The following is a 21,845-nucleotide window of genomic DNA, read 5'->3' on the forward strand; positions in this document are numbered from 1 at the left end:
GACCGTCAGCGGCCCGAGTACTTCGGCTTCTCCTTGTTCACGAACGCCTGCACGGCGATCCCGTGATCCTCCGAAGACCCCGCCCGCGTCTGCAACTCGTCCTCCTTCTCCAGAGCCTCCTCCAGAGAATGCGTGAGCCCGAACGCCATCGACTCCTTCAGCGCCGCGTACGCCACGGTCGGCCCGTCGGCCAAGGCGCGAGCGACCTTCGCCGCCTCCGAGGCCAGTGCCGCCGCCGGCACGACCCGGTTCGCGATCCCCAGCTCGTACGCGTCCTGCGCGTTGATGCTGCGTGGGAAGAGCAGCAGGTCGGCGGCCCGGCCGGGGCCGACCACGCGCGGCAGGGTCCAGGAGATCCCCGAGTCGGCGGTCAGTGCGACCCCGGCGAACGACGTGTTGAAGGAGGCCGTGTCGGCGACGACACGGAAGTCCGCGGCGAGCGCGAAGCCGAAGCCGGCCCCGGCCGCGACCCCGTTCACGCCCGCCACCACGGGCTTCGCCATACCGGTCAGGGCCTTCACGACGGGGTTGTAGTGCTCGCGGACGGTGGTCATGGTCTGCCGGGAGCCGGTCTCCTTGTCCTGGATCAGCAGCCCGATGTGCTCCTTGAGGTCCTGACCCACACAGAACGCCCGGTCCCCGGCGGCGGTCAGCAGCACGGCCCGTACGGCGTCGTCCCCGGCGGCGGCCTCCACGGCTTCCCTCAGGGCCACCTTGGTCGCGATGTTCAGCGCGTTCATCGCCTCGGGGCGGTTCAGCGTGATCGTCGCGAGCCCGTCGTGCACCTCGTAGAGCACGGTGTCGGCCATGGTGGTTCCCCTCCGGTGTCGCGGCTCCGGCGTACTGGTCAGTACGTCCTCGTCACAGCACAGCATGGCGGAGTTCACGGGTGACGGCGGGGGCCGGACATGTGACCTGCGTCAAAGAATCACCAATGGCCGAGCACCGACCCGGGACCGTGCGGTGGCGCAGTATCGCAGTCACATCGCCGAATTGAGTGGTTTTGCTCGCGCGCGTTGCCCAAGCGATGCCGACTGATGTTGGTCATCGGGTCATGAGATGCGGGATAATGGCCTGGAAGCAATGTGTTCGATGCCGGTGTCGCGTGCCCCAGGTGGGCCCGCGCCTGCCCTCCAGGGCCGTCGGCTTTGGCGATGAGCTGGTTTCAGGAAGGGGTACGAGCATGGCGGCCATGAAGCCGCGGACGGGCGATGGCCCGCTCGAGGTGACCAAGGAGGGGCGGGGCATCGTCATGCGCGTTCCGCTCGAAGGCGGCGGTCGGCTAGTCGTCGAGCTGACCCCGGACGAGGCCGACGCCCTCGGCGACGCCCTCAAGAAGGTCGTCGGCTGACGCGCGTAGCGACCATACCCTTTCAGCTGCCCCGGCACCGCCGCACTCGGTGGTGCCGGGGCGCTGTTGTACGGGGGTGTGCAGGGGGCGGATCCGGGGGTGTCCGTCAGCGTTTGACGGCGCACAGCAGGCCGTCGCCCACCGGGAGCAGGGACGGTACGAGTTCGGGGCTCTCGCGGACCGTGCGCAGCAGCTCCCGCAGGCGTATGACCTCGGTCGGCTGGGGGTTGGAGTCCACCGTGCGGCCGCTGGCGAAGACGCCCTCGAAGGCGACCAGGCCACCGGGCCTGAGCAGGCGCAACGATTCAGCGAGGTAGTCGAGGCACTCCAGCCGGTCGCCGTCGCAGAAGACCAGGTCGTACCCGGAGTCCGCGAGCCGGGGCAGTACGTCCAGGGCGTGGCCCGGGATGAAGCGCGCGCGGTTGCTGGCGAAGCCGGCCGCGCGGAACGCCTGCCGGGCGAACTGCTGGTGATCCGGCTCCGGATCCACGGTGGTCAGCACCCCGTCCGCCCGCATACCGTGCAGCAGATGGATCCCGGAGACACCGGTCCCGGTTCCGATCTCCGCCACCGCTTTCGCGTCCACGGTGGCGGCGAGCACCCGCAGCGCGGCGCCCGTGCCGGGCGACACCGAGCGCAGCCCTGCGTCCCGGGCCCGGTCGCGGGCCCAGCGCAGCGCGTCGTCCTCGGCGACAAAGGCGTCGGCGAACGCCCAGCTCGTCAGCCGGTTGCCGGTAATGACCCTCTCCTTATGTCCCCGTGGTTGCCTGGGCGTGACTGTATCCGTTGCCGTCGGGAACCTGCTGATGGGACCGGTCGTTTAAAGGGATGAGTGAGTGACGGGGGCAGCGACGGGGGCACGGGATGGATCGGTCCGACGAACAGGCGCAGGTGCAGGTGCTGACAAAGCCATATGAGCCGCATCAGTCATATGAGCCGCAGCAGCGCACATCAATTTCTCGTAAAACCGCTTATCCGGAGCTAACGGGCGAGGTGGCTATGGTAGGGGCTCCACTGGACACCACCAGAGCCGACAGGGGAGGTGCGGCTGCGCCTGTGGATCGGGGAGGAGTGCTGCGGCGCTTTCTCGGATCGGCAGGCAGGCCGAAATCCGTGAACGACACTGCTGACCACAGCCACGCCGACGTCGCACAGACCGCGACCTTCACCACGGACGCGCACGCGCAGGCGTGGACTCCGCCCACCTGGGAGGAGATCGTCAGCACCCACAGCGGCCGCGTCTACCGGCTCGCCTACCGTCTGACCGGCAATCAGCACGACGCCGAGGATCTCACCCAGGAGGTCTTCGTCCGCGTCTTCCGCTCCCTGTCGACGTACACGCCCGGCACGTTCGAGGGCTGGCTGCACCGCATCACCACGAACCTCTTCCTGGACATGGTCCGGCGCAAGCAGCGCATCCGCTTCGACGCCCTCGGGGACGACGCGGCCGAGCGCCTGCCCAGCCGCGAGCCCACCCCGCAGCAGATCTTCAACGACGCGCACTTCGACGCCGACGTCCAGCAGGCCCTCGACACTCTCGCGCCCGAGTTCCGCGCCGCCGTCGTCCTCTGCGACATCGAAGGACTGTCGTACGAGGAGATCGCCGCGACCCTGGGCGTCAAGCTCGGCACGGTCCGCTCCCGGATCCACCGCGGCCGCTCCCAGCTCCGCAAGGCCCTGGCGCACCGCTCCCCGGAGGCCCGGGCCGAGCAGCGCCGCGGGTTCACGGTGCCGCGGGTGCCCGTGCTGGGAGGAGGGGGCGCGACCGCGTGAGTGGATCCCGGCCTACCCCCGCTGAGCAGCATCTGGGAGACCGTCTTTCCGCCCTCGTCGACGGAGAGCTCGGTCATGAGGCGCGCGACCGCGTCCTGGCACATCTCGCCACCTGTGCGAAGTGCAAGGTGGCGGCGGACGAGCAGCGCCGTTTGAAGAACGTCTTCGCGGAGGCCGCCCCGCCGCCTCCCTCCGAGAGCTTTCTGGCCCGGCTCCAGATGCTCCCGGCGGGCGGCGACACCGACGGCGGCTCGCCGCTGCCCGGTGGCTTCGGAGGAAGACTCGGTGGTGCGGCCGGTGGGCAGGGCCTGCCCGTCGACCCCTCCGACTCCCGGGACTTCGCCGACTTCGGCGTCTTCGGACCCGGCCGCGACTCCTTCGGATATCTCCCGTCGGGACCACACGACGGCGCGCTGACGCCGTCGGAGGGCCGCGGACTGCTCGGCGGCCGGGGGTTCCTCGGTGACCGAGGCTTTCTAAGCGGGCGCGGCTTTCTCGGTGACCGCGGGGCGCTGGGCGACCGGGGCTTTCTGAGCGGCGGACGCGACCTCTCCGGGGGTGCGGACGCCGGCGCGGACCGGGAGGAGAGAGCCGCCGACGACCGCGGAGTCACGGGTGACCGTGGCTTTCGGATCCATGACGTGAGCCGGCAGGAGGCCGAGCGTTCGGCCTCGCGCGGCATGCGCTTCGCCTTCGTGGCGGCCGGCGCGGTGTCTTTGGCCGCGATCGCCCTCGGCGGCGTGACCAGCGGGGCGCCCGTCGAGACGGCGGAGGCCCGGGGCGGCTCCGGATCCGGCAGCAATGTCACACCGCTGCGTACACAGGCTTCGGGGACGGTTCCGTCCCCCGAGTCGCAGCGCCGCAGGGGAGCCGTCGGGCCGCTGCTCGGACAGAGCCAGTCCACCGGGGCGGTGCCCGTCGCCCCGACGGAGATCTCCGCGCCCCTGCTGCCCGGAGTCCCCGCTCCGGTCGGCCAGGACCGTCAGGCCGTACACCCGCTGACCACACCCGTGTTGGCCGGTGCCGCCGTCATGTCCCCGCTCATACGTCCGCTCACCGCCGTACCGCCGCTCCAACTGACCGGCTGGTCTCCGGCGCCCGAGCTCGCGGGACCGGGCCTGCTGACGGCTCCCAACACCACCTCGTCTCCCACACCCACCTCGCCCGTCCTCCGCTGACCCCGAGTTCTGCGCGCCGGCCCGCGAACCTGGTTGAATCCAGAGTGGGCCGTGCCCGCTCGGGCCGGTTCCGGCCTGCGGCACTCGGCGAACGGTGGGCGGCGGGCCGGTCCTTGGGACAGGCCCTAGGTGTGGGGAGAACATGAACGAGGGGAAGCCCACGAAGGCGAAATGGTGGAGCCGGCCCCGAGCGCACGGCGCGGGGGCCGGGGCGACGGGGGACCACACCGGGATGCCCGCGGAGGGGGTCAGCGGGGAAAACGCTGACGGCGATTTCGAGTTGGAGCGACCGGCGACGGCGCCTGCCCCAGGCGGGGCTGACGCCGCGACCGATACCAGCACCGACTTCGAACTGGCCCGGCCGGCTGCCGAGGCCCCGCTCCGTTCTGGCTCCACGGTGGACACGGGCACGGATGGCGACTTCGAGCTGGAGCGACCGGCGTCGGTGGATGCGGGTCGTGGTGGTGCGGCCGAGGCCCAGGCTGCCGAAGTGGGCGACGCACGAGTGGCCGGGACGAGTTCGTCGCCGTTGGGAGAGCCCACCACGCGGCTTGGGTTGGGGCAGGGCAACGGAGGGGCCGGCGGGGTGAGTTCGTCGGCTTCCGGTGAGGTGACCACTCGCCTTGGGTTGGAGTACGGCAACGGAGCCGCCGGTGAGGTGAGTTCGCCGGTTTCCGATGAGGCGACCGCGGGGCCGGGGCTGGAGAAGAACGGCACGGCGGCCCAGGCGGCCGGGGTTGGTGAAACGACTCGGCCGACGGTGCGCGAGGTGCCGACTGCCGAGGCCGGGGCTCCCGGGGGAGTGGTTCCCGAGGCGGCGGACCAACGCACAGGTCAGCCAGGCCTGTCCGGTTCTGCCGGTGCCGCAGCCACCGCCGTGGCCGCCACCGGTGTCGCCGACGCGCAGTCGTTGGGCGAGACGAGCGCCCTGGGCGCCCCTGGAGGGTCCTCCGAGCGCCCCAAGCCGCTGCATGACCCCGATCCCTACAGCACCCCGCCGTACGGCGAGCCCGGCCCCTGGGCGCCCGCTCCGCCGGTCCAGCACCCGGCGACGACTCCCGCACACGGCACGAACGTTCAGTCGGCGACACCGACGCACGGCGTGCCCGCGTCGGTCGGGGCGCCGACGAACGGTGGGGCGACCTCCGAGGGGGCTCCGACGCATGCCGGGGCCACCTCGGCCGGTGGTCCGACGCATGCCGGGGCACCCTCGGCCGCCGCCCCGGCCCCTGCGGAACCGACCTCGGCGGCACCCCAGCCCTCGCTGGTGCCCCCGGCCGATGGCACCGCCGTGCCGCCGACCATGCCTCGGCCGACGACGGCCGCCCTGTATCCGGACACACCTCAGCCAGGGGCGGCCCCGTATCCGGCAACGGCCCCGTATCCGGAAGCGCCCCAGCCCGTGGCGACTTCGTACGCTGAGGCCGCTCAGCCTGCGGCAGCTCCCTTCCCAGAGGCGTCACAGCCGGCAGCGGGCGCGTTTCCGGAGGCCGCCCAGCCTGCGGCGGCTTCGTACCCTGACGCTTCCCAACCTCCCGCAGCTCCCTTCTCGGAGGCCCCCCAGCCCGCCGCAGCTCCGTACCCGGACGCGGCTCAGCCCCCAGGGGCCTCCTACGCCTACCCGTCTCAGCCGGGGCCTCCGCCCTTCGGGGACTCGGCCCAGGGTGCGCCGCCTCCGTATGCGGACGGGGCTCGGCCCACGTCGGCCGCCTACGCGGATCCGGCGCGACCGGTCTTCGCGGACGCCCCTCAAGCCGTCCCGCAGGCGCCCTGGCGGAATTACGATCCGTGGGCCGGGTCGGGGTCGTTGCAGCAGAACGGGGCCGGGGCGGCCGATGTCGTGCGGCGGCGTCGGCGACGGGTGAAGGTGCTGCTGGTCGGGGCCTTGTTGATCGCCGTCGTGGCCGGAGGCATCGGCGGGGCCGTGGGCGCTTATCTGGAGCGGAACGGCGGGGTCGGGGAGGTCGAGCTGCCGCAGGCCAGTGATGGCGTGACGGGGCGGGCGCCCGACAGTGTCGCCGGGATCGCCGCCAGCGCGCTGCCCAGCGTCGTGACGCTTCATGTGAGCGGGGCGAGCGCGCAGGGCACCGGCACCGGATTCGTGCTCGACGAGCGGGGCCACATCCTCACGAACAACCACGTCGTCGAGCCCGCCGGCACGAGCGGCGACATCTCGGTGACGTTCAGCGGCGGCGAGACCGCCAAGGCCACCATCGTCGGCCGGGACACCGGCTACGACCTGGCCGTCGTCAAGGTGTCCGACGTCAGCGGACTCAAGCCGCTGCCCCTCGGCAACTCGGACGAGGTCCGGGTCGGCGACCCGGTCGTCGCCATCGGCGCCCCCTTCGACCTGGCCAACACCGTCACGTCCGGCATCATCAGCGCGAAGGAACGGCCCATCACGGCCGGCGGTGAGAGCGGTGACGTCAGCGACGTGTCGTACGTGGACGCCCTGCAGACCGACGCGCCGATAAACCCGGGCAACTCCGGTGGCCCGCTCCTCGACGGCAAGGCCCGGGTGATCGGTATCAACAGCGCCATCCGGTCCGCCGGCAGCGGATCCGAGTCGGACGGCGGACAGGCGGGTTCGATCGGGCTCGGCTTCGCGATCCCCATCAACCAGGGCAAGCGCGTCGCCGAGGAACTGATCAACACGGGCAAGGCGACCCACCCGGTGATCGGCGTCACCCTCGACATGGACTACTCGGGCGACGGTGCCCGCATCGGCGACGAGGGCAGCGGCGGCGGGTCCGCGGTGACCGCGGGCGGCCCGGCCGACCGGGCAGGCATCCGCTCGGGTGACGTCATCACCGAGGTCGACGGGCAGCGCGTCCACTCCGGCGACGAGCTGATCGTCAAGGTCCGCGCCCACCGGCCCGGCGACCGCCTGGAGCTCACCCTCCTGCGTGGCGGCAAGGAACAGACGGTCACCCTGACCCTCGGATCGTCCGACGGCGGCTGACCGACCGAGGGCGACCGAGACGGCCCCGCGCACTGACAGCAACTTCACAGGAGGGGGTCCCGCACCCCCTCCTGCCAGGCAAACAGCTGGGAAAACCCGACGCGCGGAGGTGGTCGGAAGCCGCCTGACGGTACCGGATCGACAGGATCGCCGGGTACCGTGGATCCGGCCCGGACCACGGAGGACCTGCCGAGGCCCGAAGAACGGGACCGAGGACATCGCAAGGAGCTTCAGGTGTTCAATGACATAGGCACGTTCGAGCTGGTGACGCTCGCCGTCCTCGCCGTGCTCGTCTTCGGTCCGGACAAGCTCCCGAAGGTGATCCAGGACGTCACGCGGACCATCCGCAAGATCCGCGAGTTCTCGGACAGCGCCAAGGCGGACATCCGTAGCGAACTGGGCCCGGAGTTCAAGGACTTCGAGTTCGAGGACCTCAACCCCAAGACGTTCATCCGCAAGCAGATGGACAACGACGACCTGGGGCTGAAGGAGATCCGCAACGGCTTCGATCTGAAGAAGGAGATGGCCGAGCTCACGGACGTGGTCCACGACCGCGAGTCCGAGTCCTCGTCGTCCTCTTCTGCCGGCGCCGAGTCCAGTGGTTCCTCCGGCGGCGCCGTCGACATGTCCAAGAAGCGCGAGAAGCTCGAACTGGAAGAGCGTCCGCCGTACGACATGGACGCCACCTGAGCCGTACGCCCGGTCGCCGTCCGTACCGCCTCCGGCCTGCGCTTCAGCGCCGTACGCCCGTGTGCCGCCGCACCCCCGTACGTGATGCGATTCATACCGTCACGCACCCTCGTAGGGCCTGAACCGGCCCGTACGCCGTCCTACGCGCCGGGCGCTTGCCCTGCTGCTCGGAGAGCTGTGGCTATGCTGCCCAGTTGTTGTGCGGACCGTACGAGAGCGAGCGACGACGCCCGAGGGGGGCGGGCCGCTCCGGTCCGCCGAGAGCGAGGAGGCGTCCGGGCAGATGGAGACGACGAGTCGGGTAGGCGCGCAGGCGTCGGCCGCGGAGGGTGGACAACAGGTCCCCTCCGCCCGACGCACGGTCGACGGCTACCTGCTGGCGCCCTTCCCGTGGTACGGCCTCGACGAGGCCTTCACGGGGCCGCGCTGGCTGATGCAGGTGGGTACGTCGGCGGAAGGTGCGGTCGAGCACGGTTCGATCGGCCACGGTGACGAGCCCTCGGTGCGCAACGAGTTCACCGCCGGGGCGGACGACGAGGTCAAGGAGCGGTTCGCGGTCGTGGTGACCGTCGCCGCGAACGACGTACGGCGCAGCGCGGACGGCACGGGCGTGCTGGAGGCCACGTCGGTCTCCTCGGCGGCCTGGCTGGCGGGCGTGGGGCTGCTGTCCTTCACCTGGCCCGGGCAACTGGACCACTCCCTGCGGGACGACTGGCTGGACCAGCAGACCGAGACGGCGTGGGTTCTGGCGGACGATCTCGCCGGGTCGGACTGGTCGACGTTGTCCCTGCCCGTGGACGGGGTGCCTACGTCGTTCCACTACCGCGAGTCCGAGTTCGGGTGGGTGCTCGCGGGGTCGACCTCCGAGGGGGTGCACGTGGGTGCGTACGGGAGAGGGATGAGCGCGTACGGCCTGGGCTTCGCCATGATCAAGGACATTGCCTCTTACGCCGCCGAGTAGAGGACTGAGCCAAGCCGAAGGGGCACCGCACCGTGTTGATGCGGTGCCCCTTTCCGCCGTAGGGCCCTGGGGCGTTCTCTGGGGTGCGGGTGTGTCGTGGCTTGTCGCGCGGTTCCCCGCGCCCCTGAGAAGCGTCCCCCGGCTTCGCCAGGCGTCCTAGAACTTGTTCCGCGGGGTGATTCCCAGGCTCATGCCCGACAGGCCCCTCTGGCGGCCGCCCAGCTTGCCCGCGATGGCTCGGAGGGCGGCGCCGGCGGGGGAGTCGGGGTCGGAGAGAACGACGGGGCGGCCCTCGTCGCCGCCCTCGCGGAGGCGGACGTCGATGGGGATGTTGCCGAGGACCGGGACGGTGGCGCCGGTGGTGCGGGTGAGGCCGTCGGCGACGGACTGGCCGCCGCCCGTGCCGAAGACGTCGACCATCTCGTCGCAGTGCGGGCACGGAAGGCCCGACATGTTCTCGACGACGCCGACGATCTTCTGGTGGGTCTGCACGGCGATGGAGCCGGCGCGCTCGGCGACCTCGGCCGCCGCCTGCTGCGGGGTCGTGACGACGAGGATCTCCGCGTTCGGGACCAGTTGGGCCACCGAGATCGCGATGTCGCCCGTGCCCGGCGGGAGGTCGAGGAGCAGGACGTCCAGGTCGCCCCAGTAGACGTCCGAGAGGAACTGCTGGAGGGCGCGGTGGAGCATGGGGCCGCGCCAGACGACGGGGGTGTTGCCGGGGGTGAACATGCCGATCGAGATGACCTTCACGCCGTGCGCGGACGGCGGCATGATCATGTTCTCGACCTGGGTGGGGAGGCCGTCGGCGCCCAGCATGCGGGGCACGGAGTGGCCGTAGATGTCGGCGTCGACGACACCGACCTTGAGGCCGTCGGCCGCCATGGCCGCCGCCAGGTTCACCGTCACCGAGGACTTGCCGACGCCGCCCTTGCCGGAGGCGACGGCGTACACGCGCGTGAGCGAGCCCGGCTTCGCGAACGGGACCTCGCGCTCGGCCTGGCCGCCGCGCAGCGCGGTCGCCAGTTCCTTGCGCTGTTCGTCGCTCATGACGTCGAGCTCGACGTCGACGCGGGTGACGCCCTCGACCCGCGAGACCGCCTCGGTCACCCGCTGGGTGATCGTGTCGCGCATGGGACAGCCGGAGACCGTCAGGTACACGGCGACCGCGACCGCTCCGTCCGCACCGATCTCCACCGACTTGACCATCCCGAGTTCGGTGATGGGGCGGTTGATCTCGGGGTCGTTCACCGTCGCGAGCGCTGCGTGCACGGCGTCACTCGTAGGGGTGGAACCCGGCTCATGGACAGCCATCGGTCTTCCTTCGCTACTAGTCTCCTGCCTGTGCCATGAGGCGCCGGACAGGGCTTGTCCGTCATGAGGACGCGGTCGCGTTCAAGTGAGAAGCCGCTCCCTCTGGGAGAGGCGGAGTCACAAGGACGATGGTACGGCGCTCAGAGCGGCCGTCAGGAACCATCCTCCGGCAGGGTGAAGGTCCGGTGCTCCTCGATCTCCCTCAGGAGATCCTGGAGCTCGGAGCGCAGCCAGTCTCTGGTGGCCACCTCGCCGAGGCCGATGCGCAGCGCGGCGATCTCCCTGGTCAGATATTCGGTGTCGGCGATCGAGCGCTCGTTCTGCTTGCGGTCCTGTTCCAGGTTGACCCGGTCGCGGTCGTCCTGGCGGTTCTGCGCGAGGAGGATCAGCGGGGCGGCGTACGAGGCCTGGAGGGAGAGCATCAGGGTCAGGAAGATGAAGGGGTAGTTGTCGAAGCGCAGATCGCGCGGGGCGGAGACGTTCCACACCACCCACAGGATGATGACGACGGTCATCCAGACGAGGAACGTGCCGGTGCCCAGGAACCGTGCGATTCGCTCCGAGAACCGTCCGAACGCCTCCGGGTCCCACTCGGGCAGCAACCGGGTCCGGCGCGGCAGCGGCTGATCGAGACGCGTACGCGGGCGTGCGGTGGCGCCGGAGGGCGTGCGCTCCCGCAGGGGCGCCCCGGAGTGCGCCCGCTCGCGCCCCCCTTTCCGCCCGTCACGCCCCTCGCGCTCAGGAACCATCGGCGGCCCCCTCGTCGTCGGCGTCACCGTTGTCCTCGTGCAGATGGAACTCCGTCTCCCGCCAGTCCTCGGGCAGCATGTGGTCCAGTACGTCGTCCACGGTCACCGCGCCCAGCAGCGAGCCGCTCTCGTCGACCACGGGCGCCGCGACCATGTCGTACGTCGCGAAGAACCCGGCGACGGCCCGCAGCGCGGCCTCCGGGTCCAGCGGCTGGAGATCGTCGTCGAGGATCGCGCTGACCAGGGTGTACGGAGGGTCCCGCAGCAGCCGCTGGAAGTGGACCGTTCCGAGGTACTTGCCGGTCGGGGTTTCGTCCGGCGGCCGGCACACGTACACCTGGGCGGCGAGCGCGGGGGACAGATCGGCGTTGCGGACCCGGGCGAGCGCGTCGGCGACGGTCGCGTCCGGGCGCAGCACGATCGGCTCGGTCGTCATGAGACCGCCGGCCGTCTTCTCCTCGTACGCCATGAGCCGCCGAACGTCGGCCGCGTCGTCCGGCTGCATCAGCGTCAGCAGCCGCTCCTGCTCCTCCTCCGGAAGCTCGGCTAGGAGGTCGGCGGCGTCGTCCGGGTCCATGGCCTCCAGGACGTCGGCGGCCCGCTCCTCCTTGAGCTTGCCGAGGATCTCGATCTGGTCGTCCTCGGGCAGCTCCTCCAGGACGTCGGCGAGCCGGTCGTCGTCGAGGGCGGCGGCGACCTCGGCCCGGCGCTTGGGGGAGAGATGGTGCAGCACGTTGGCCAGGTCGGCCGGGCGGAGCTGCTCGAAGGTCGCCAGGAGGTTCTCGGCGCCCTGCCCGTGCTCCTCCAGCGAGAACCCGGTGACCGCCGACCACTCCACGGTCAGCGTCTCGCCCTTGTGCCGCCGGAACGCCCCGCCCTTGCCCTTGCGGACGAACACCCGGTCGATCTCCCAGTCCCGGCGGGCCGGCAGTTGCTGCACCGAGATGTCGCGGACGGTCACCTCTTCACCCGTCTCCAGCAGCTGCACCCGGCGGTCGAGCAGTTCCCCGATGACGAGCCGCTCGGTGGGCCGCTGCTCGAACCGGCGCACGTTCACGACGCCGGTGGTGATGACCTGGCCCGACTCCACGCCGGTGACCCGGGTCATGGGCAGGAAGATCCGGCGGCGCGTGGACAGTTCGACGACCAGCCCGAGCAGCCGCGGTGGCTTCCGGCCCACCCGGAGGATGACGACGAGATCGCGGACCCGGCCCACCTGGTCGCCGTTCGGGTCGAAGACGGCGACGCCGGAGAGGTGGGAGACGAAGACCCGGGGCGTCACCGCTGCCATGAGCCGCCCCTTTCCTTCCCGTCGCAGGGGGATTGTCCGCCGTGGAGGGCTTCAGGCTAGCCCGTCCCGATCGGATATGCCCTGGTGAGCGGTGCGGACGGACTGGCTCCGTGGTGCGCCCGGAGCCCCGGTACTCTGCGGTACGCCTGGACTCCCCACGAAGAGGTGCATCGCCTGTGACTGTGATTCCCCGTACCCGAAGGGCCGCACTGGTGAGCGCCGTCTGCACCCTCGTGGCGTGCGGGCCAGGTCTCACAGGATGCAGCGAGGATCCCAACGAGGGCACCAACGGGGTCGGCAAGCTGGAGCCGGCGAAGATCCAGAGCAGGACCAAGGCGGCCGCCACGGCGGCGGACACGGTCCGGCTGTCCGGGGCCGTGGTGAGCAACGGCAAGACCTACAAGCTGGACATGCGCCTGAAGGAGGACGGCGGCACGGGTTCGGTGACGTCCGAGGGTTCCACCTTCCGGCTGCTGAAGGTCGGCGAGCACCTCTTTCTGAAGGCCGACAAGGACTTCTGGGACCATCAGGAATCCGGGAAGGACGGCAAGGACCACGACGAGTCGGAGACGGCCGCGGCGGACAAGCTGGACGGCATGTACGTGAAGGTGCCGACCGGTGATCCGGCCTACAAGCGCTTCAGCGGCTTCACCGACAAGGACGTCCTCCTCAACAGCCTCCTCACTCTGCACGGCGCCCTGTCCACCGAGGGCCACCACGAGCAGTCCGGTACCCGCACCATCCGCATCACCGGTGACAAGGGCTCCGGCGGCACCCTCGACGTCTCCCTCGAAGGCACTCCCTACCCCCTCCGCCTCGTCCGCGCAGGCGACGCCGGCACCATCCTCCTCACCGACTGGGGCAAGAGCTTCACCCTGGAGGAGCCGGACGAGAAGTCGGTCGTGGACTACGGCAAGCAACTGCCGACGTCATAACGCGCCTCTCCGCCGCTCGCGCGGTCCGGTCGCACGCTCCCACCGCCTCGCTCTCGGCCGCCGGCCTGCCTGTTCTCCGCCGACCGTCTGCTCTCTGTCGGCCCGCCGGTTCTCTGTCGGCCCGCCGGTTCTCCGTCGGCCCGCCGGTTCTCCGCCGGCCGCCGGTTCTCCGCCGGCCGCCGGTTCTCCGCCGGCCCGCCTGTATTCCGTCGGCTCCCAGAAACCCGGCCCGCTTGTCTCCGCCGGTTCCCCTCTTCTGCCCCGACGGCGATCAGCCATGACGGTGGCTTCCGGCGGTGCCGAACCGAGCGGGCCAACGAGCAGGAACCTGCCCGGACTACTTCCGCTTGCGGCGCCCGAAAAGCAGTCGCGGTACGGCCGCCGGGATCGGCTGTCGCGTCGTCGCGGGCGTCGTGACCGGCGCCTCGGCCAGGTCGTCGTCGGGCAGCGGCAGGGTCGAACCCGTCGGCTGCAGGCGGAGCACCCGGCACTCGCGGGCCCACCGGGCCGGCATGGCCTCGCCGTCGGGGGCGTTGAGGCGCTTGCCCTTGAGTTCAGTCACCGCCGCCTCCCACTCGGGGGAGTCCGGCGCCAGCTCGACGACGTTCGCGGCCCAGCTGACCAGTCGGCCGCCCTTGTCCTTGCTGCGGACGGTGACGACCGCCGAGCCCCCGTCCGTCAGCCCCGGCAACGGCTGCTCGCCCGGCCCGTCACCGACCAGACACACGGCGCCCTCGTGCCAGACGTGCCACAACGCGCGCGATGCCACAGCCTGCCCCCGCCCCCCGAGCATCGGCACCCCTTCACTCCGCACCCAGATGAGCCCGGACTTCTTGGTGGCCTCTTCCACGAGGGCCAGATCGAGCAGCGCGTCGGCGGACAGCGAGTCGGCGGTCATGGGGGCAGCCTAACCGGGCTCCCTCGAAGGCCCCGAGCCCCGAGCCCCGGGCCCCGAGCCCCGGGCCCCGGCCACCGGGCCACCGGCCATCGGGCCCCCGGTCACCGGCTCCCGCCGAGCTACAGCCACCCGTTGCGCTTGAGTGTCCGGTGGATGCCCAGGCAGAGCGCGACCGTGACACCGAGGACGACCGGGTACCCGTACTTCCAGTGCGTCTCCGGCATGTAGTCGAAGTTCATGCCGTAGACGCCACACACCATCGTCGGTACGGCGATGATGGCCGCCCAGGACGTGATCTTGCGCATGTCCTCGTTCTGGGCGACGGAGGCCTGCGCCAGGTTCGCCTGGAGGATCGAGTTGAGGAGCTCGTCGAAGCCGACGACCTGCTCCTGCACCCGGGCGAGGTGGTCGGCCACGTCACGGAAGTACTTCTGGATGTCCGGGTCGATCAGCCGCATCGGCCGCTCGCTCAGCAGCTGCATGGGCCGCACCAGCGGCAGCACCGCCCGCTTGAACTCCATGACCTCGCGCTTGAGTTGGTAGATCCGGCCGGCGTCGGTACCCCGGGGCGTGCCCTTGCGCCCGGGAGAGAACACCTCCGTCTCCACCTCGTCGATGTCGTCCTGCACGGCGTCCGCGACCGCCACATACCCGTCGACGACGTGGTCGGCGATGGCGTGCAGCACGGCAGACGGCCCCTTGGCGAGCAACTCCGGGTCGTCCTGCAGCCGATGACGCAGCGCCCGCAGCGAACCCTGCCCGCCGTGCCGGACGGTGATGAAGAAGTCCCGCCCGGTGAAGCACATGACCTCGCCGGACTCCACGACCTCGCTGGTGGCGGTGAGTTCGTCGTGCTCGACGTAGTGGATCGTCTTGAAGACGGTGAAGAGGGTGTCGTCGTACCGCTCCAGCTTCGGCCGCTGGTGCGCGTGCACCGCGTCCTCCACGGCCAGCGGGTGCAACCCGAACTCGGCCGCGATACCGGCGAATTCGGCCTCCGACGGCTCGTGCAGGCCGATCCAGACGAAGCCGCCGTCACGGCGCACCTGACGGATCGCCTCATGCGGGGTCAGGTTCCGCTCGAACCCGACGCGCGCTCCGTCACGGTAGACGGCACAGTCCACGACGGCCGTCACCGCCTCCGCCGGACGAGTGGCGTCGTACACGCCGCCGTCCTTGCGCAGCGACAGACGCGAGGGACGGGACGGGCGGACCGCGGCACGCAGGTTGTGGATCATCGACATGAGCAGGCTCCTTCGCAACGAAAGGCCGCCGACGACGGTTGGAACTACCCGGAATGGGGACGTTTTGACTTCGGATGTTTGGCACGTCCACAAAGCGGGGAGCACCGCACCGTCGCGGTGACAGCTTCGCTTGATTCAGATCAGGCGACGGCTGACCGGTGAGAGATCAGCGACTTCTGATCGGCGATTCGGATCAATCGGATCAAGACGGGAAAGAAGTGCTCTTCCGATGCGCGACGACCGGCGATCGGCACGACGCGAGTGAGGGTGGCAGCCAGCGGAAGCGAGAGCTAACGGCTACAGCAAGAGCTACGGAACTCAGCGGTCGGAAGAGCGGGTGGTACTGCACGGTCGACTTCGGTCCATCGCAGCCCCACCTCCTCCGGCCGGTCCCTCGTAAGGGACGTTCCATACCCCATCCGGGGTTCCCCGTAGGGGAGTCAGTCTTTTCGGTGCGAGACGCGAAGGCTTGAGAGCGACGCTTCTGCGTGCTGCCCGCGTGCTGTCTCGACCGGCGCCCAAGACTAACAGTCGGCTGAAGTGTCAAGGCGCCCGTTTGCCCGTTCCTGACGAGTTCTATGCTCGGCTCATGGCTGATGTTCTTCCGTTGGTGGAGGCCCGGTTGCGCACCGCGCTGGGCGAACCGGACGCGCGCGCCGCGGTCACCTTTCTCGGCACGGACCGCATCGAGGTGCTCCGTTTCACCGACGGCGACGTCGTCCGCTACGCCACGCTCGGCATGTCCGCCCAGCCGATGGCCGACCCCACCGCGGTGCTCGCCGACCCCGTCAAGGGCCCCCGCGCCGAACTCGTCCTGTCCGTGCGGCACGGCATCGCCGACACCGACAAGGTGCTCCGCCCGCTTGCCGTGCTTGCCGCGTCACCGCAGGTCGAGGGTGTGATCGTGGCCCCCGGCGCCTCCTTGGACGTGGGTGCTCCGCTGTGGCCCGGCGCCCCCTTCACCTCCGTCCTCGTCGCCGAGTCCGGCGGCCTGGTCGAGGACCTCGAACTCGACGCCCCCGCCGACCCCGTGCGTTTCCTGCCTCTCCTCCCGATGACCGCCAACGAGGCCGCCTGGAAGCGGGTGCACGGGGCCCAGGCTCTCCAGGAGCGCTGGCTCACCCACGGGACGGACCTCCGGGACCCGCTCCGCAAGTCGGTCCCCCTGGACTGACCGGATCGCCCGACACGACTTCTCCGTGTGACGGACGGCACGCCATACGTGACCGGAGGGCCCTCGGCACGTGGCCGAAAACCACCGCTTCTCTTGGTCGTGTGGGTAGTTGATTCCGTTGGTCGGTCAGGTGGGCCGACCGGAGTCCGGTCCGGCGTTCGTGCGCGGAATGTGACGCGCACACGCCGGACGGGTGATCGTCCTTGACGCGAGGAAGCACGGGGAGGACCGTTGGGCCCTATGAGGGGCGAACCCAGTTGCCCGAAGTGTGGTGGCCGGGTCAGGGCTCCCGGCCTCTTTGCCGACTCCTGGCAGTGCGCTGTGCACGGGCCGGTGCACCCGCTGCAGCCCGTGATCCCGCCCAGCGTCGAGGCCCTCAGTGTCGTGGTGCACCGTGCCAAGGTGCCCGTCTGGATGCCGTGGCCGCTGCCCGTGGGCTGGCTGTTCACGGGTGCCGCGTTCGCCGGGGACGACCGCAGCGGCGGCCGCGCCACCGCCGTGGCCTGCTCCGGTCCGGGCCCGCTCGGCGGCGTGGGAGAACTTGTCCTCATCGCGGAGGAACTCGGCGTCGGCCTCGGTGCGCGGTACGCGGGCATCGACGGGCCCGATCCCGGGCCGTATCTGAGCGTCGAGAAGCCGCCCCAGGCGAAGGTGCTCGCCGCGGGGCGGCCGACGCCGCTGTGGCATGTCTCCGGTACGCCGGACGACCGTGCGGTCTTCGCGGGGGAGGCGCTCGGGTTGTGGGTGTGGGCGGTCGTGTGGCCAGAGCAGACGGGATTGTTGATGTACGACGAGCTGGTGCTGACGGATCTGCGGGATGCGGGAGCGGAGGTGGAGTTGCTGCCTTGTGGGGCACTCTCGCCCCGGATCCTTGAGCCGTAGCGCTTCGCCGGGTGAGCCGCGTGGTGCCGAGGTGTCTGAGGTCCGTGGGCGGGCCGCACGTCGGTGAGGCTGATCGCGGCCACGTGGCGGAGCGGGATGGTGATGCCGCCCCGCGCCCCTGACCCTGCTGTCCGCAGCTCCCTTGAGGAGTGACTGTAGGGGGCACCCCTGGGTTTCGGGTGTGACAGGGAGCGTTCGGAAGGGCGTTATCCTTGAGCGTCCGCTTCCGTTTCGTCTGCGCCTGGAGTCCGAGTCGTGCGTATAGATCTGCACTGTCACTCCACGGCCTCCGACGGTACGGACACTCCGGCCGAGCTGGTGCGGAAGGCGGGGGCGGCCGGGCTGGACGTCATCGCGCTGACCGACCACGACACGACGCGTGGGCACGCCGAGGCGATCACCGCGCTGCCGGAGGGGCTCACACTGGTCACCGGCGCCGAGCTGTCGTGCCGGCTGGACGGTGTCAGCATGCACATGCTGGCCTACCTGTTCGACCCCGAGGAGCCCCAACTGCTCGCCGAACGCGAGCTGGTCCGGGACGACCGGGTGCCGCGGGCCCGCGGGATGATAGCCAAGCTGAACGAACTGGGTGTGCCCGTGACCTGGGAGCAGGTCGCGCGGATCGCCGGTGGCGGTTCCGTGGGACGGCCGCACGTGGCCACCGCCCTTGTCGAACTCGGCGTCGTACCGACCGTGAGCGACGCCTTCACCGAGCAGTGGCTCGCCGACGGCGGTCGCGCCTACGTCGAGAAGCACGAGACCGACCCCTTCGAGGCGATCCGGCTGATCAAGGGCGCCGGCGGCGTCGCCGTCTTCGCCCACCCCGCCGCCGTCAAGCGCGGCCGGACCGTACCGGAGTCGGCGATCGCCGAGCTGGCCGCCGCCGGGCTCGCCGGCATCGAGGTCGACCACATGGAGCACGACCCGGCGACCCGGGCGCGACTGCGCGGCCTGGCGAAGGAGCTGGGGCTCCTCACCACCGGGTCCTCGGACTACCACGGCAGCCGCAAGACCTGCGTACTCGGTGAGTACACGACCGACCCCGAGGTGTACGGGGAGATCACACGGCGGGCCACCGGAGCGCTTCCCGTCCCGGGGGCCGGCGGAGCCCGCTAGCTCGCCCCTTCGTCGTCACGGCACCCGGCGGCTGTCGGCTGTGCCCACCTGTTCCGCTCTGCGGAACGATTGCCCGCAGTGGTTGTCGGCGGGCTGCCCGCTTTCCTTCGCTTTTCACTCTCGCAAGGCACCCCTGTGTTCGATCTCGCCATCTTCGGTTCCCTCTTCCTCACCCTCTTCGTGATCATGGATCCCCCCGGGATCACTCCGATCTTCCTCGGGCTCACTGCCGGGCGGCCCGCTCGGACGCAGAAGCGGATGGCGTTTCAGGCCGTTTGCGTGGCCGGCGGTGTGATCACCGTCTTCGGGCTGCTGGGGCACCAGATCCTGGACTATCTGCATGTGTCCGTGCCGGCCCTGATGATCGCGGGTGGGCTGCTGCTTCTGCTGATCGCGCTGGATCTGCTGACCGGCAAGACGGACGAGCCGAAGCAGACGAAGGACGTGAACGTCGCGCTCGTGCCGCTGGGGATGCCGTTGCTGGCCGGTCCCGGTGCGATCGTGTCGGTGATCCTGGCGGTGCAGAAGGCGGACGGTGTGGCCGGTCAGGTGTCCGTATGGGCCGCGATCCTGGCGATCCATGTCGTGCTGTGGCTGACGATGCGGTACTCGCTGCTGATCATCCGGGTCATCAAGGACGGAGGCGTGGTGCTGGTGACGCGGCTCGCGGGCATGATGCTCTCCGCGATCGCCGTACAGCAGATCATCAACGGCGTCACTCAGGTCGTACAGGGCAGTTGACTTCCGGCCCTGTCGGGCCGCGCAGCAGAGCCCCGTACGGCATCGGTGCCGTACGGGGCTCTGAAGTGTGAACGGATCCGCGTATTACAAGGCGGTCGCGTCGGCCGGGCGGATCCAGAGGCGCTGCCCGATGGCGGCGGCCTGTTGCACGATCCGGTTGACGGAGGCGGCGTCCACGACGGTGCTGTCCACGGGCGTGCCGTTGACGTCGTCGAGTCGCAGAATTTCGAAGCGCATGGGCTTCTCCCTTCGTCTGGTCATCCTCCTGAGGAGAACTACTGATGGTGGTTCGCGGGTCGTCGATGCCCGTGTTCCATGAGGATTCAACGGCATGCACGTTACAAACATTCCCTACGCTAAGGAAAATTTTCGAGAACCTAATTACTGAGCGGTAAGTGGTGTGGGCGGGTATGTCTACCTGGAAGCGGGAAGACTGATTGGGACCGGTTGTGTTCGTAGCGTGACCACCGGGACAATGGAAGTATATGAACGACGACCTCACGGCGCTCGGCGTCCGCATCGACCGTACGAACGAGCTGCTGCACCGCATGCTCGCCGAGGTGGCGAAGACACCCTCGACACACGCGATCTTCGTCGATGCCGGGTATCTGTACGCGGCCGTGGGACGGCTCGTCGCGGGCACCGAGGACCGGCGGTCCTTCGACCTCGACGCCGAAGGCCTCATCGACGCGCTCATCGACAAGGCGCGCACGATCTTCGCGGACAGCCGGCTGCTGCGGGTCTACTGGTACGACGGGGCGCGCCGCCGCATCCATACGGCGGAACAGCAGTCGATCGCCGAACTGCCGGACGTGAAGGTGCGGCTGGGCAACCTCAACGCCAACAACCAGCAGAAGGGTGTCGACTCCCTCATCCGCACCGACCTGGAGTCACTGGCCCGGCATCGCGCGATCAGCGACGCGGCTCTCATCGGCGGTGACGAGGACCTGGTCTCGGCGGTCGAGGCCGCGCAGGGATATGGGGCCCGGGTCCACCTCTGGGGCATCGAGGCACCCGAGGGCCGCAACCAGGCCGAGCCGCTGCTCTGGGAGGTCGACAGCCAGCGGACCTTCGACCTCGACTTCTTCAAGCCGTATGTGTCACGGCGGGCCGCTCCCTCTTACGAAGCCGCCACCGGCGCCCGGCCCACCCGCGAGGACGTCCGCTTCGTCGGTGCCCAGATCGCCGCGAAGTGGCTCGGCGCCCGGGGCCGGGAGAGCCTGCAGGAGCTTCTCCACAGCCACCCGTACCTCCCCGGCTCCGTCGACCAGGACCTGCTCGTCGAGGCGGAGGGGCTGATCCAGTACTCGCTACGGGGCCAGGCGGACCTGAGACGGGCACTGCGGGACGGGTTCTGGGAACACTTGCGGGCGCAGTACTAGCTAGGGCCTGTCCGGCGGATCAGGTCGCAGGAAGTCAACGGCACCTTGCAAGCACCGGACCCCGCGTCTGCGGCATGATCCGCCGGACAGGCCCATGGGGGCCCTGCCACCGCCCGGTCAGTCGCTGATTCCGTCCAAGAAGCCGATCAGCGCGTCCGCCGTCGCCTTCGGCTGGTCCGTGTTGGGGGAGTGCTCGGCGTCGCGGATGACGGTGCGGTGCGCGTGCAGGCGTACGGCCATCTCGTCGAGGATCGGGATCGGCCAGGTGTCGTCGCGTTCGCCGGACAGGACGTGCTTGGGCAGCTCCACGGCGGCGAGTTCGGCGACGCGGTCGGGCTCCGCGCAGAGCTGGCGGCCCGTGGCGACGAGCTGGGCGGGGCTGGTGGCGAGCCAGCGACGGCGCAGGTCGGCGCGGTCGTCCAGCCCCTCGTCTAGGGCGCCGGTCTCGGTCTCCTCCGGCGCTTCCATCGCCTGCATGGCGTCCCAGACCTGCTCCATGTCCATCACGGCCAGGGCGTCCCGCAACAGCTTCACGCGCTGCTGCTGGCCGACCGAGATCTGGGCCGGGCCCGAGGACATCAGCGTGAGCGAGGCGAAGGGGGAGGCGTCCAGCAGGACGGCGGCGCGGGAGATCTGGCCGCCGAGGGAGTGGCCGACGACATGCAGGGGGCTGCCGTCGCTCACGGTCTCCGCCTGAGCGAGGAGGTCCCGCGCCAGCTCCGCCTGCGCGTACGGAGCTTCGTCGTCCACGGCACCCGGGCTTTCGTACTGCCCGCGCCCGTCCACCGCCACCGTCCGGTACCCCGCCTCCGCCAACGGCTCATGAAGCGGCATGAAGTCCTCTTTGCTCCCCGTGAACCCCGGCACGAGCAGCACGGTCCCTTTCACCGCCGTCCCCGCCTCGATCACGGCGAACTCCCCACGAGGGGTGCGCAGCAGGTATGCACGGGCGCCGGGGGGAGGGGTGAAGGTCGGGGGACGGCTCATGGGGGGAGGGTATCTGGCGGACGGCTCCGACGGCCGCGCCGGGGTTTGTGCGGCGGGTGCGGGTGGTGTGTGGTTGCTCGCGCAGTTGGGCTGTGTTGAATCTGCGGCTGCCGCCGTGTGGGCGGGATCAGCCCTCACTCACACCCGCAGGCGAAGAGCCCCTGCAACGCCGAAGGCCCGGCCCCCGGAAAGGGGACCGGGCCTTTTTCACTCGGCT

Annotated in this window: 22 protein-coding genes; 12 read left to right on the forward strand and 10 right to left on the reverse strand. The window is 70.3% G+C overall.

What is annotated here, in order from left to right:
• Positions 1-5: 5 nt before the first annotated feature.
• Positions 6-809, reverse strand: a complete 804-nt coding sequence (locus JIX55_RS33375) for an enoyl-CoA hydratase/isomerase family protein (RefSeq protein WP_257566943.1) — start codon at positions 807-809, stop codon at positions 6-8.
• 374 nt (positions 810-1,183) lie between these two features.
• On the opposite strand from JIX55_RS33375, the gene JIX55_RS33380 reads away from it, so the two are divergent.
• Positions 1,184-1,351 carry a DUF3117 domain-containing protein gene (locus tag JIX55_RS33380; protein WP_003966491.1) on the forward strand — a complete coding sequence of 56 codons (168 nt, stop codon included), beginning with the start codon at positions 1,184-1,186 and terminating at the stop codon, positions 1,349-1,351.
• 106 nt (positions 1,352-1,457) lie between these two features.
• Here the strand turns inward: JIX55_RS33380 and JIX55_RS33385 are convergent, their stop codons facing one another.
• Positions 1,458-2,159, reverse strand: a complete 702-nt coding sequence (locus tag JIX55_RS33385; protein ID WP_306820129.1) for an O-methyltransferase — start codon at positions 2,157-2,159, stop codon at positions 1,458-1,460.
• Positions 2,160-2,422: 263 nt separating this feature from the next.
• Here JIX55_RS33385 and sigE point away from each other — a divergent pair, with 263 nt between their 5' ends.
• Together sigE and JIX55_RS33395 are read left to right on the forward strand one after the other, a co-directional pair.
• Complete coding sequence (gene sigE, locus JIX55_RS33390) at positions 2,423-3,124, forward strand: RNA polymerase sigma factor SigE (protein ID WP_257550870.1); 702 nt, start codon at positions 2,423-2,425, stop codon at positions 3,122-3,124.
• Positions 3,121-4,302 (forward strand): anti-sigma factor family protein, encoded by a 1,182-nt coding sequence (locus JIX55_RS33395; RefSeq protein WP_257566944.1) that lies wholly within the window; start codon positions 3,121-3,123, stop codon positions 4,300-4,302. Before sigE ends, JIX55_RS33395 begins: the two co-directional genes overlap by 4 nt.
• A gap of 1,077 nt (positions 4,303-5,379) precedes the next feature.
• Here JIX55_RS33395 and JIX55_RS51555 read toward each other — a convergent pair.
• Positions 5,380-5,643: a hypothetical protein gene (locus tag JIX55_RS51555; protein WP_443046772.1), complete on the reverse strand. Its 264-nt coding sequence runs from the start codon at positions 5,641-5,643 to the stop codon at positions 5,380-5,382.
• Here JIX55_RS51555 and JIX55_RS33400 point away from each other — a divergent pair.
• The 3 genes from JIX55_RS33400 (at position 5,606) to JIX55_RS33410 (ending at position 8,915) form a co-directional block, all read left to right on the forward strand.
• On the forward strand, positions 5,606-7,264 hold the full coding sequence (locus tag JIX55_RS33400; RefSeq protein WP_443046739.1) for a trypsin-like peptidase domain-containing protein: 1,659 nt from the start codon (positions 5,606-5,608) through the stop codon (positions 7,262-7,264). The two genes, JIX55_RS51555 and JIX55_RS33400, sit on opposite strands and share 38 nt — an antisense overlap.
• A 234-nt stretch (positions 7,265-7,498) precedes the next feature.
• Complete coding sequence (locus JIX55_RS33405) at positions 7,499-7,954, forward strand: sec-independent translocase (RefSeq protein WP_257566945.1); 456 nt, start codon at positions 7,499-7,501, stop codon at positions 7,952-7,954.
• 283 nt (positions 7,955-8,237) lie between these two features.
• Positions 8,238-8,915, forward strand: coding sequence for a hypothetical protein (locus tag JIX55_RS33410; RefSeq protein WP_257566946.1), 678 nt, complete (start codon positions 8,238-8,240; stop codon positions 8,913-8,915).
• Between the two features lie 156 nt (positions 8,916-9,071).
• On the opposite strand, the gene JIX55_RS33415 is transcribed toward JIX55_RS33410, so the two are convergent.
• The 3 genes from JIX55_RS33415 to JIX55_RS33425 form a co-directional block, all read right to left on the reverse strand.
• Positions 9,072-10,229: an Mrp/NBP35 family ATP-binding protein gene (locus JIX55_RS33415; RefSeq protein ID WP_257566947.1), complete on the reverse strand. Its 1,158-nt coding sequence runs from the start codon at positions 10,227-10,229 to the stop codon at positions 9,072-9,074.
• Positions 10,230-10,381: 152 nt separating this feature from the next.
• Entirely contained in the window at positions 10,382-10,978 is a 597-nt protein-coding gene (locus JIX55_RS33420) for a DUF1003 domain-containing protein (RefSeq protein WP_257566948.1), read from the reverse strand.
• Positions 10,968-12,269, reverse strand: coding sequence for a magnesium transporter MgtE N-terminal domain-containing protein (locus tag JIX55_RS33425; protein WP_257566949.1), 1,302 nt, complete (start codon positions 12,267-12,269; stop codon positions 10,968-10,970). Before JIX55_RS33425 ends, JIX55_RS33420 begins: the two co-directional genes overlap by 11 nt.
• A 176-nt stretch (positions 12,270-12,445) precedes the next feature.
• Here JIX55_RS33425 and JIX55_RS33430 point away from each other — a divergent pair, with 176 nt between their 5' ends.
• Positions 12,446-13,204 (forward strand): hypothetical protein, encoded by a 759-nt coding sequence (locus JIX55_RS33430; protein WP_257566950.1) that lies wholly within the window; start codon positions 12,446-12,448, stop codon positions 13,202-13,204.
• A gap of 337 nt (positions 13,205-13,541) precedes the next feature.
• Here JIX55_RS33430 and JIX55_RS33435 read toward each other — a convergent pair whose 3' ends face one another.
• Together JIX55_RS33435 and JIX55_RS33440 are read right to left on the reverse strand one after the other, a co-directional pair.
• The gene (locus JIX55_RS33435; RefSeq protein WP_257566951.1) at positions 13,542-14,102 is read right to left on the reverse strand and encodes a hypothetical protein; all 561 of its coding nucleotides are present in this window, start codon (positions 14,100-14,102) and stop codon (positions 13,542-13,544) included.
• Positions 14,103-14,221: 119 nt separating this feature from the next.
• Positions 14,222-15,346 (reverse strand): magnesium and cobalt transport protein CorA, encoded by a 1,125-nt coding sequence (locus tag JIX55_RS33440; RefSeq protein WP_257566953.1) that lies wholly within the window; start codon positions 15,344-15,346, stop codon positions 14,222-14,224.
• Positions 15,347-15,935: 589 nt separating this feature from the next.
• Between JIX55_RS33440 and JIX55_RS33445 the strand changes: the two genes are divergently transcribed.
• From JIX55_RS33445 to JIX55_RS33460, 4 genes are all read left to right on the forward strand, one after another.
• Positions 15,936-16,520, forward strand: a complete 585-nt coding sequence (locus JIX55_RS33445; RefSeq protein ID WP_257566954.1) for a suppressor of fused domain protein — start codon at positions 15,936-15,938, stop codon at positions 16,518-16,520.
• Between the two features lie 240 nt (positions 16,521-16,760).
• On the forward strand, positions 16,761-17,402 hold the full coding sequence (locus JIX55_RS33450) for a DUF6758 family protein (RefSeq protein WP_257566955.1): 642 nt from the start codon (positions 16,761-16,763) through the stop codon (positions 17,400-17,402).
• A 255-nt stretch (positions 17,403-17,657) separates the two neighbouring features.
• Positions 17,658-18,518 (forward strand): PHP domain-containing protein, encoded by an 861-nt coding sequence (locus JIX55_RS33455; RefSeq protein ID WP_257566956.1) that lies wholly within the window; start codon positions 17,658-17,660, stop codon positions 18,516-18,518.
• 135 nt (positions 18,519-18,653) lie between these two features.
• On the forward strand, positions 18,654-19,259 hold the full coding sequence (locus JIX55_RS33460; RefSeq protein WP_257566957.1) for a MarC family protein: 606 nt from the start codon (positions 18,654-18,656) through the stop codon (positions 19,257-19,259).
• Between the two features lie 84 nt (positions 19,260-19,343).
• On the opposite strand, the gene JIX55_RS33465 is transcribed toward JIX55_RS33460, so the two are convergent.
• The gene (locus JIX55_RS33465) at positions 19,344-19,496 is read right to left on the reverse strand and encodes a hypothetical protein (protein ID WP_257566958.1); all 153 of its coding nucleotides are present in this window, start codon (positions 19,494-19,496) and stop codon (positions 19,344-19,346) included.
• Positions 19,497-19,744: 248 nt separating this feature from the next.
• On the opposite strand from JIX55_RS33465, the gene JIX55_RS33470 reads away from it, so the two are divergent.
• On the forward strand, positions 19,745-20,641 hold the full coding sequence (locus JIX55_RS33470) for an NYN domain-containing protein (RefSeq protein ID WP_257566959.1): 897 nt from the start codon (positions 19,745-19,747) through the stop codon (positions 20,639-20,641).
• 117 nt (positions 20,642-20,758) lie between these two features.
• Here JIX55_RS33470 and JIX55_RS33475 read toward each other — a convergent pair whose 3' ends face one another.
• Positions 20,759-21,628, reverse strand: coding sequence for an alpha/beta fold hydrolase (locus tag JIX55_RS33475; RefSeq protein ID WP_257566960.1), 870 nt, complete (start codon positions 21,626-21,628; stop codon positions 20,759-20,761).
• Between the last annotated feature and the right edge of the window lie 217 nt (positions 21,629-21,845).

It is taken from the genome of Streptomyces sp. DSM 40750, assembly GCF_024612035.1.
Taxonomy (GTDB): Bacteria; Actinomycetota; Actinomycetes; order Streptomycetales; family Streptomycetaceae; genus Streptomyces.

Excerpts from the sequence above, each read along its gene's own strand:
- JIX55_RS33375 (WP_257566943.1), bottom strand. The coding sequence starts at position 809 with ATGGCCGACACCGTGCTCTACGAGGTGCACGACGGGCTCGCGACGATC.
- JIX55_RS33380 (WP_003966491.1), top strand. The coding sequence starts at position 1,184 with ATGGCGGCCATGAAGCCGCGGACGGGCGATGGCCCGCTCGAGGTGACC.
- JIX55_RS33400 (WP_443046739.1), top strand. The coding sequence starts at position 5,606 with ATGCCTCGGCCGACGACGGCCGCCCTGTATCCGGACACACCTCAGCCA.
- JIX55_RS33410 (WP_257566946.1), top strand. The coding sequence starts at position 8,238 with ATGGAGACGACGAGTCGGGTAGGCGCGCAGGCGTCGGCCGCGGAGGGT.
- JIX55_RS33415 (WP_257566947.1), bottom strand. The coding sequence starts at position 10,229 with ATGGCTGTCCATGAGCCGGGTTCCACCCCTACGAGTGACGCCGTGCAC.
- JIX55_RS33420 (WP_257566948.1), bottom strand. The coding sequence starts at position 10,978 with ATGGTTCCTGAGCGCGAGGGGCGTGACGGGCGGAAAGGGGGGCGCGAG.
- JIX55_RS33425 (WP_257566949.1), bottom strand. The coding sequence starts at position 12,269 with ATGGCAGCGGTGACGCCCCGGGTCTTCGTCTCCCACCTCTCCGGCGTC.
- JIX55_RS33435 (WP_257566951.1), bottom strand. The coding sequence starts at position 14,102 with ATGACCGCCGACTCGCTGTCCGCCGACGCGCTGCTCGATCTGGCCCTC.
- JIX55_RS33440 (WP_257566953.1), bottom strand. The coding sequence starts at position 15,346 with ATGTCGATGATCCACAACCTGCGTGCCGCGGTCCGCCCGTCCCGTCCC.
- JIX55_RS33445 (WP_257566954.1), top strand. The coding sequence starts at position 15,936 with ATGGCTGATGTTCTTCCGTTGGTGGAGGCCCGGTTGCGCACCGCGCTG.
- JIX55_RS33450 (WP_257566955.1), top strand. The coding sequence starts at position 16,761 with ATGAGGGGCGAACCCAGTTGCCCGAAGTGTGGTGGCCGGGTCAGGGCT.
- JIX55_RS33465 (WP_257566958.1), bottom strand. The coding sequence starts at position 19,496 with ATGCGCTTCGAAATTCTGCGACTCGACGACGTCAACGGCACGCCCGTG.
- JIX55_RS33470 (WP_257566959.1), top strand. The coding sequence starts at position 19,745 with ATGAACGACGACCTCACGGCGCTCGGCGTCCGCATCGACCGTACGAAC.
- JIX55_RS33475 (WP_257566960.1), bottom strand. The coding sequence starts at position 21,628 with ATGAGCCGTCCCCCGACCTTCACCCCTCCCCCCGGCGCCCGTGCATAC.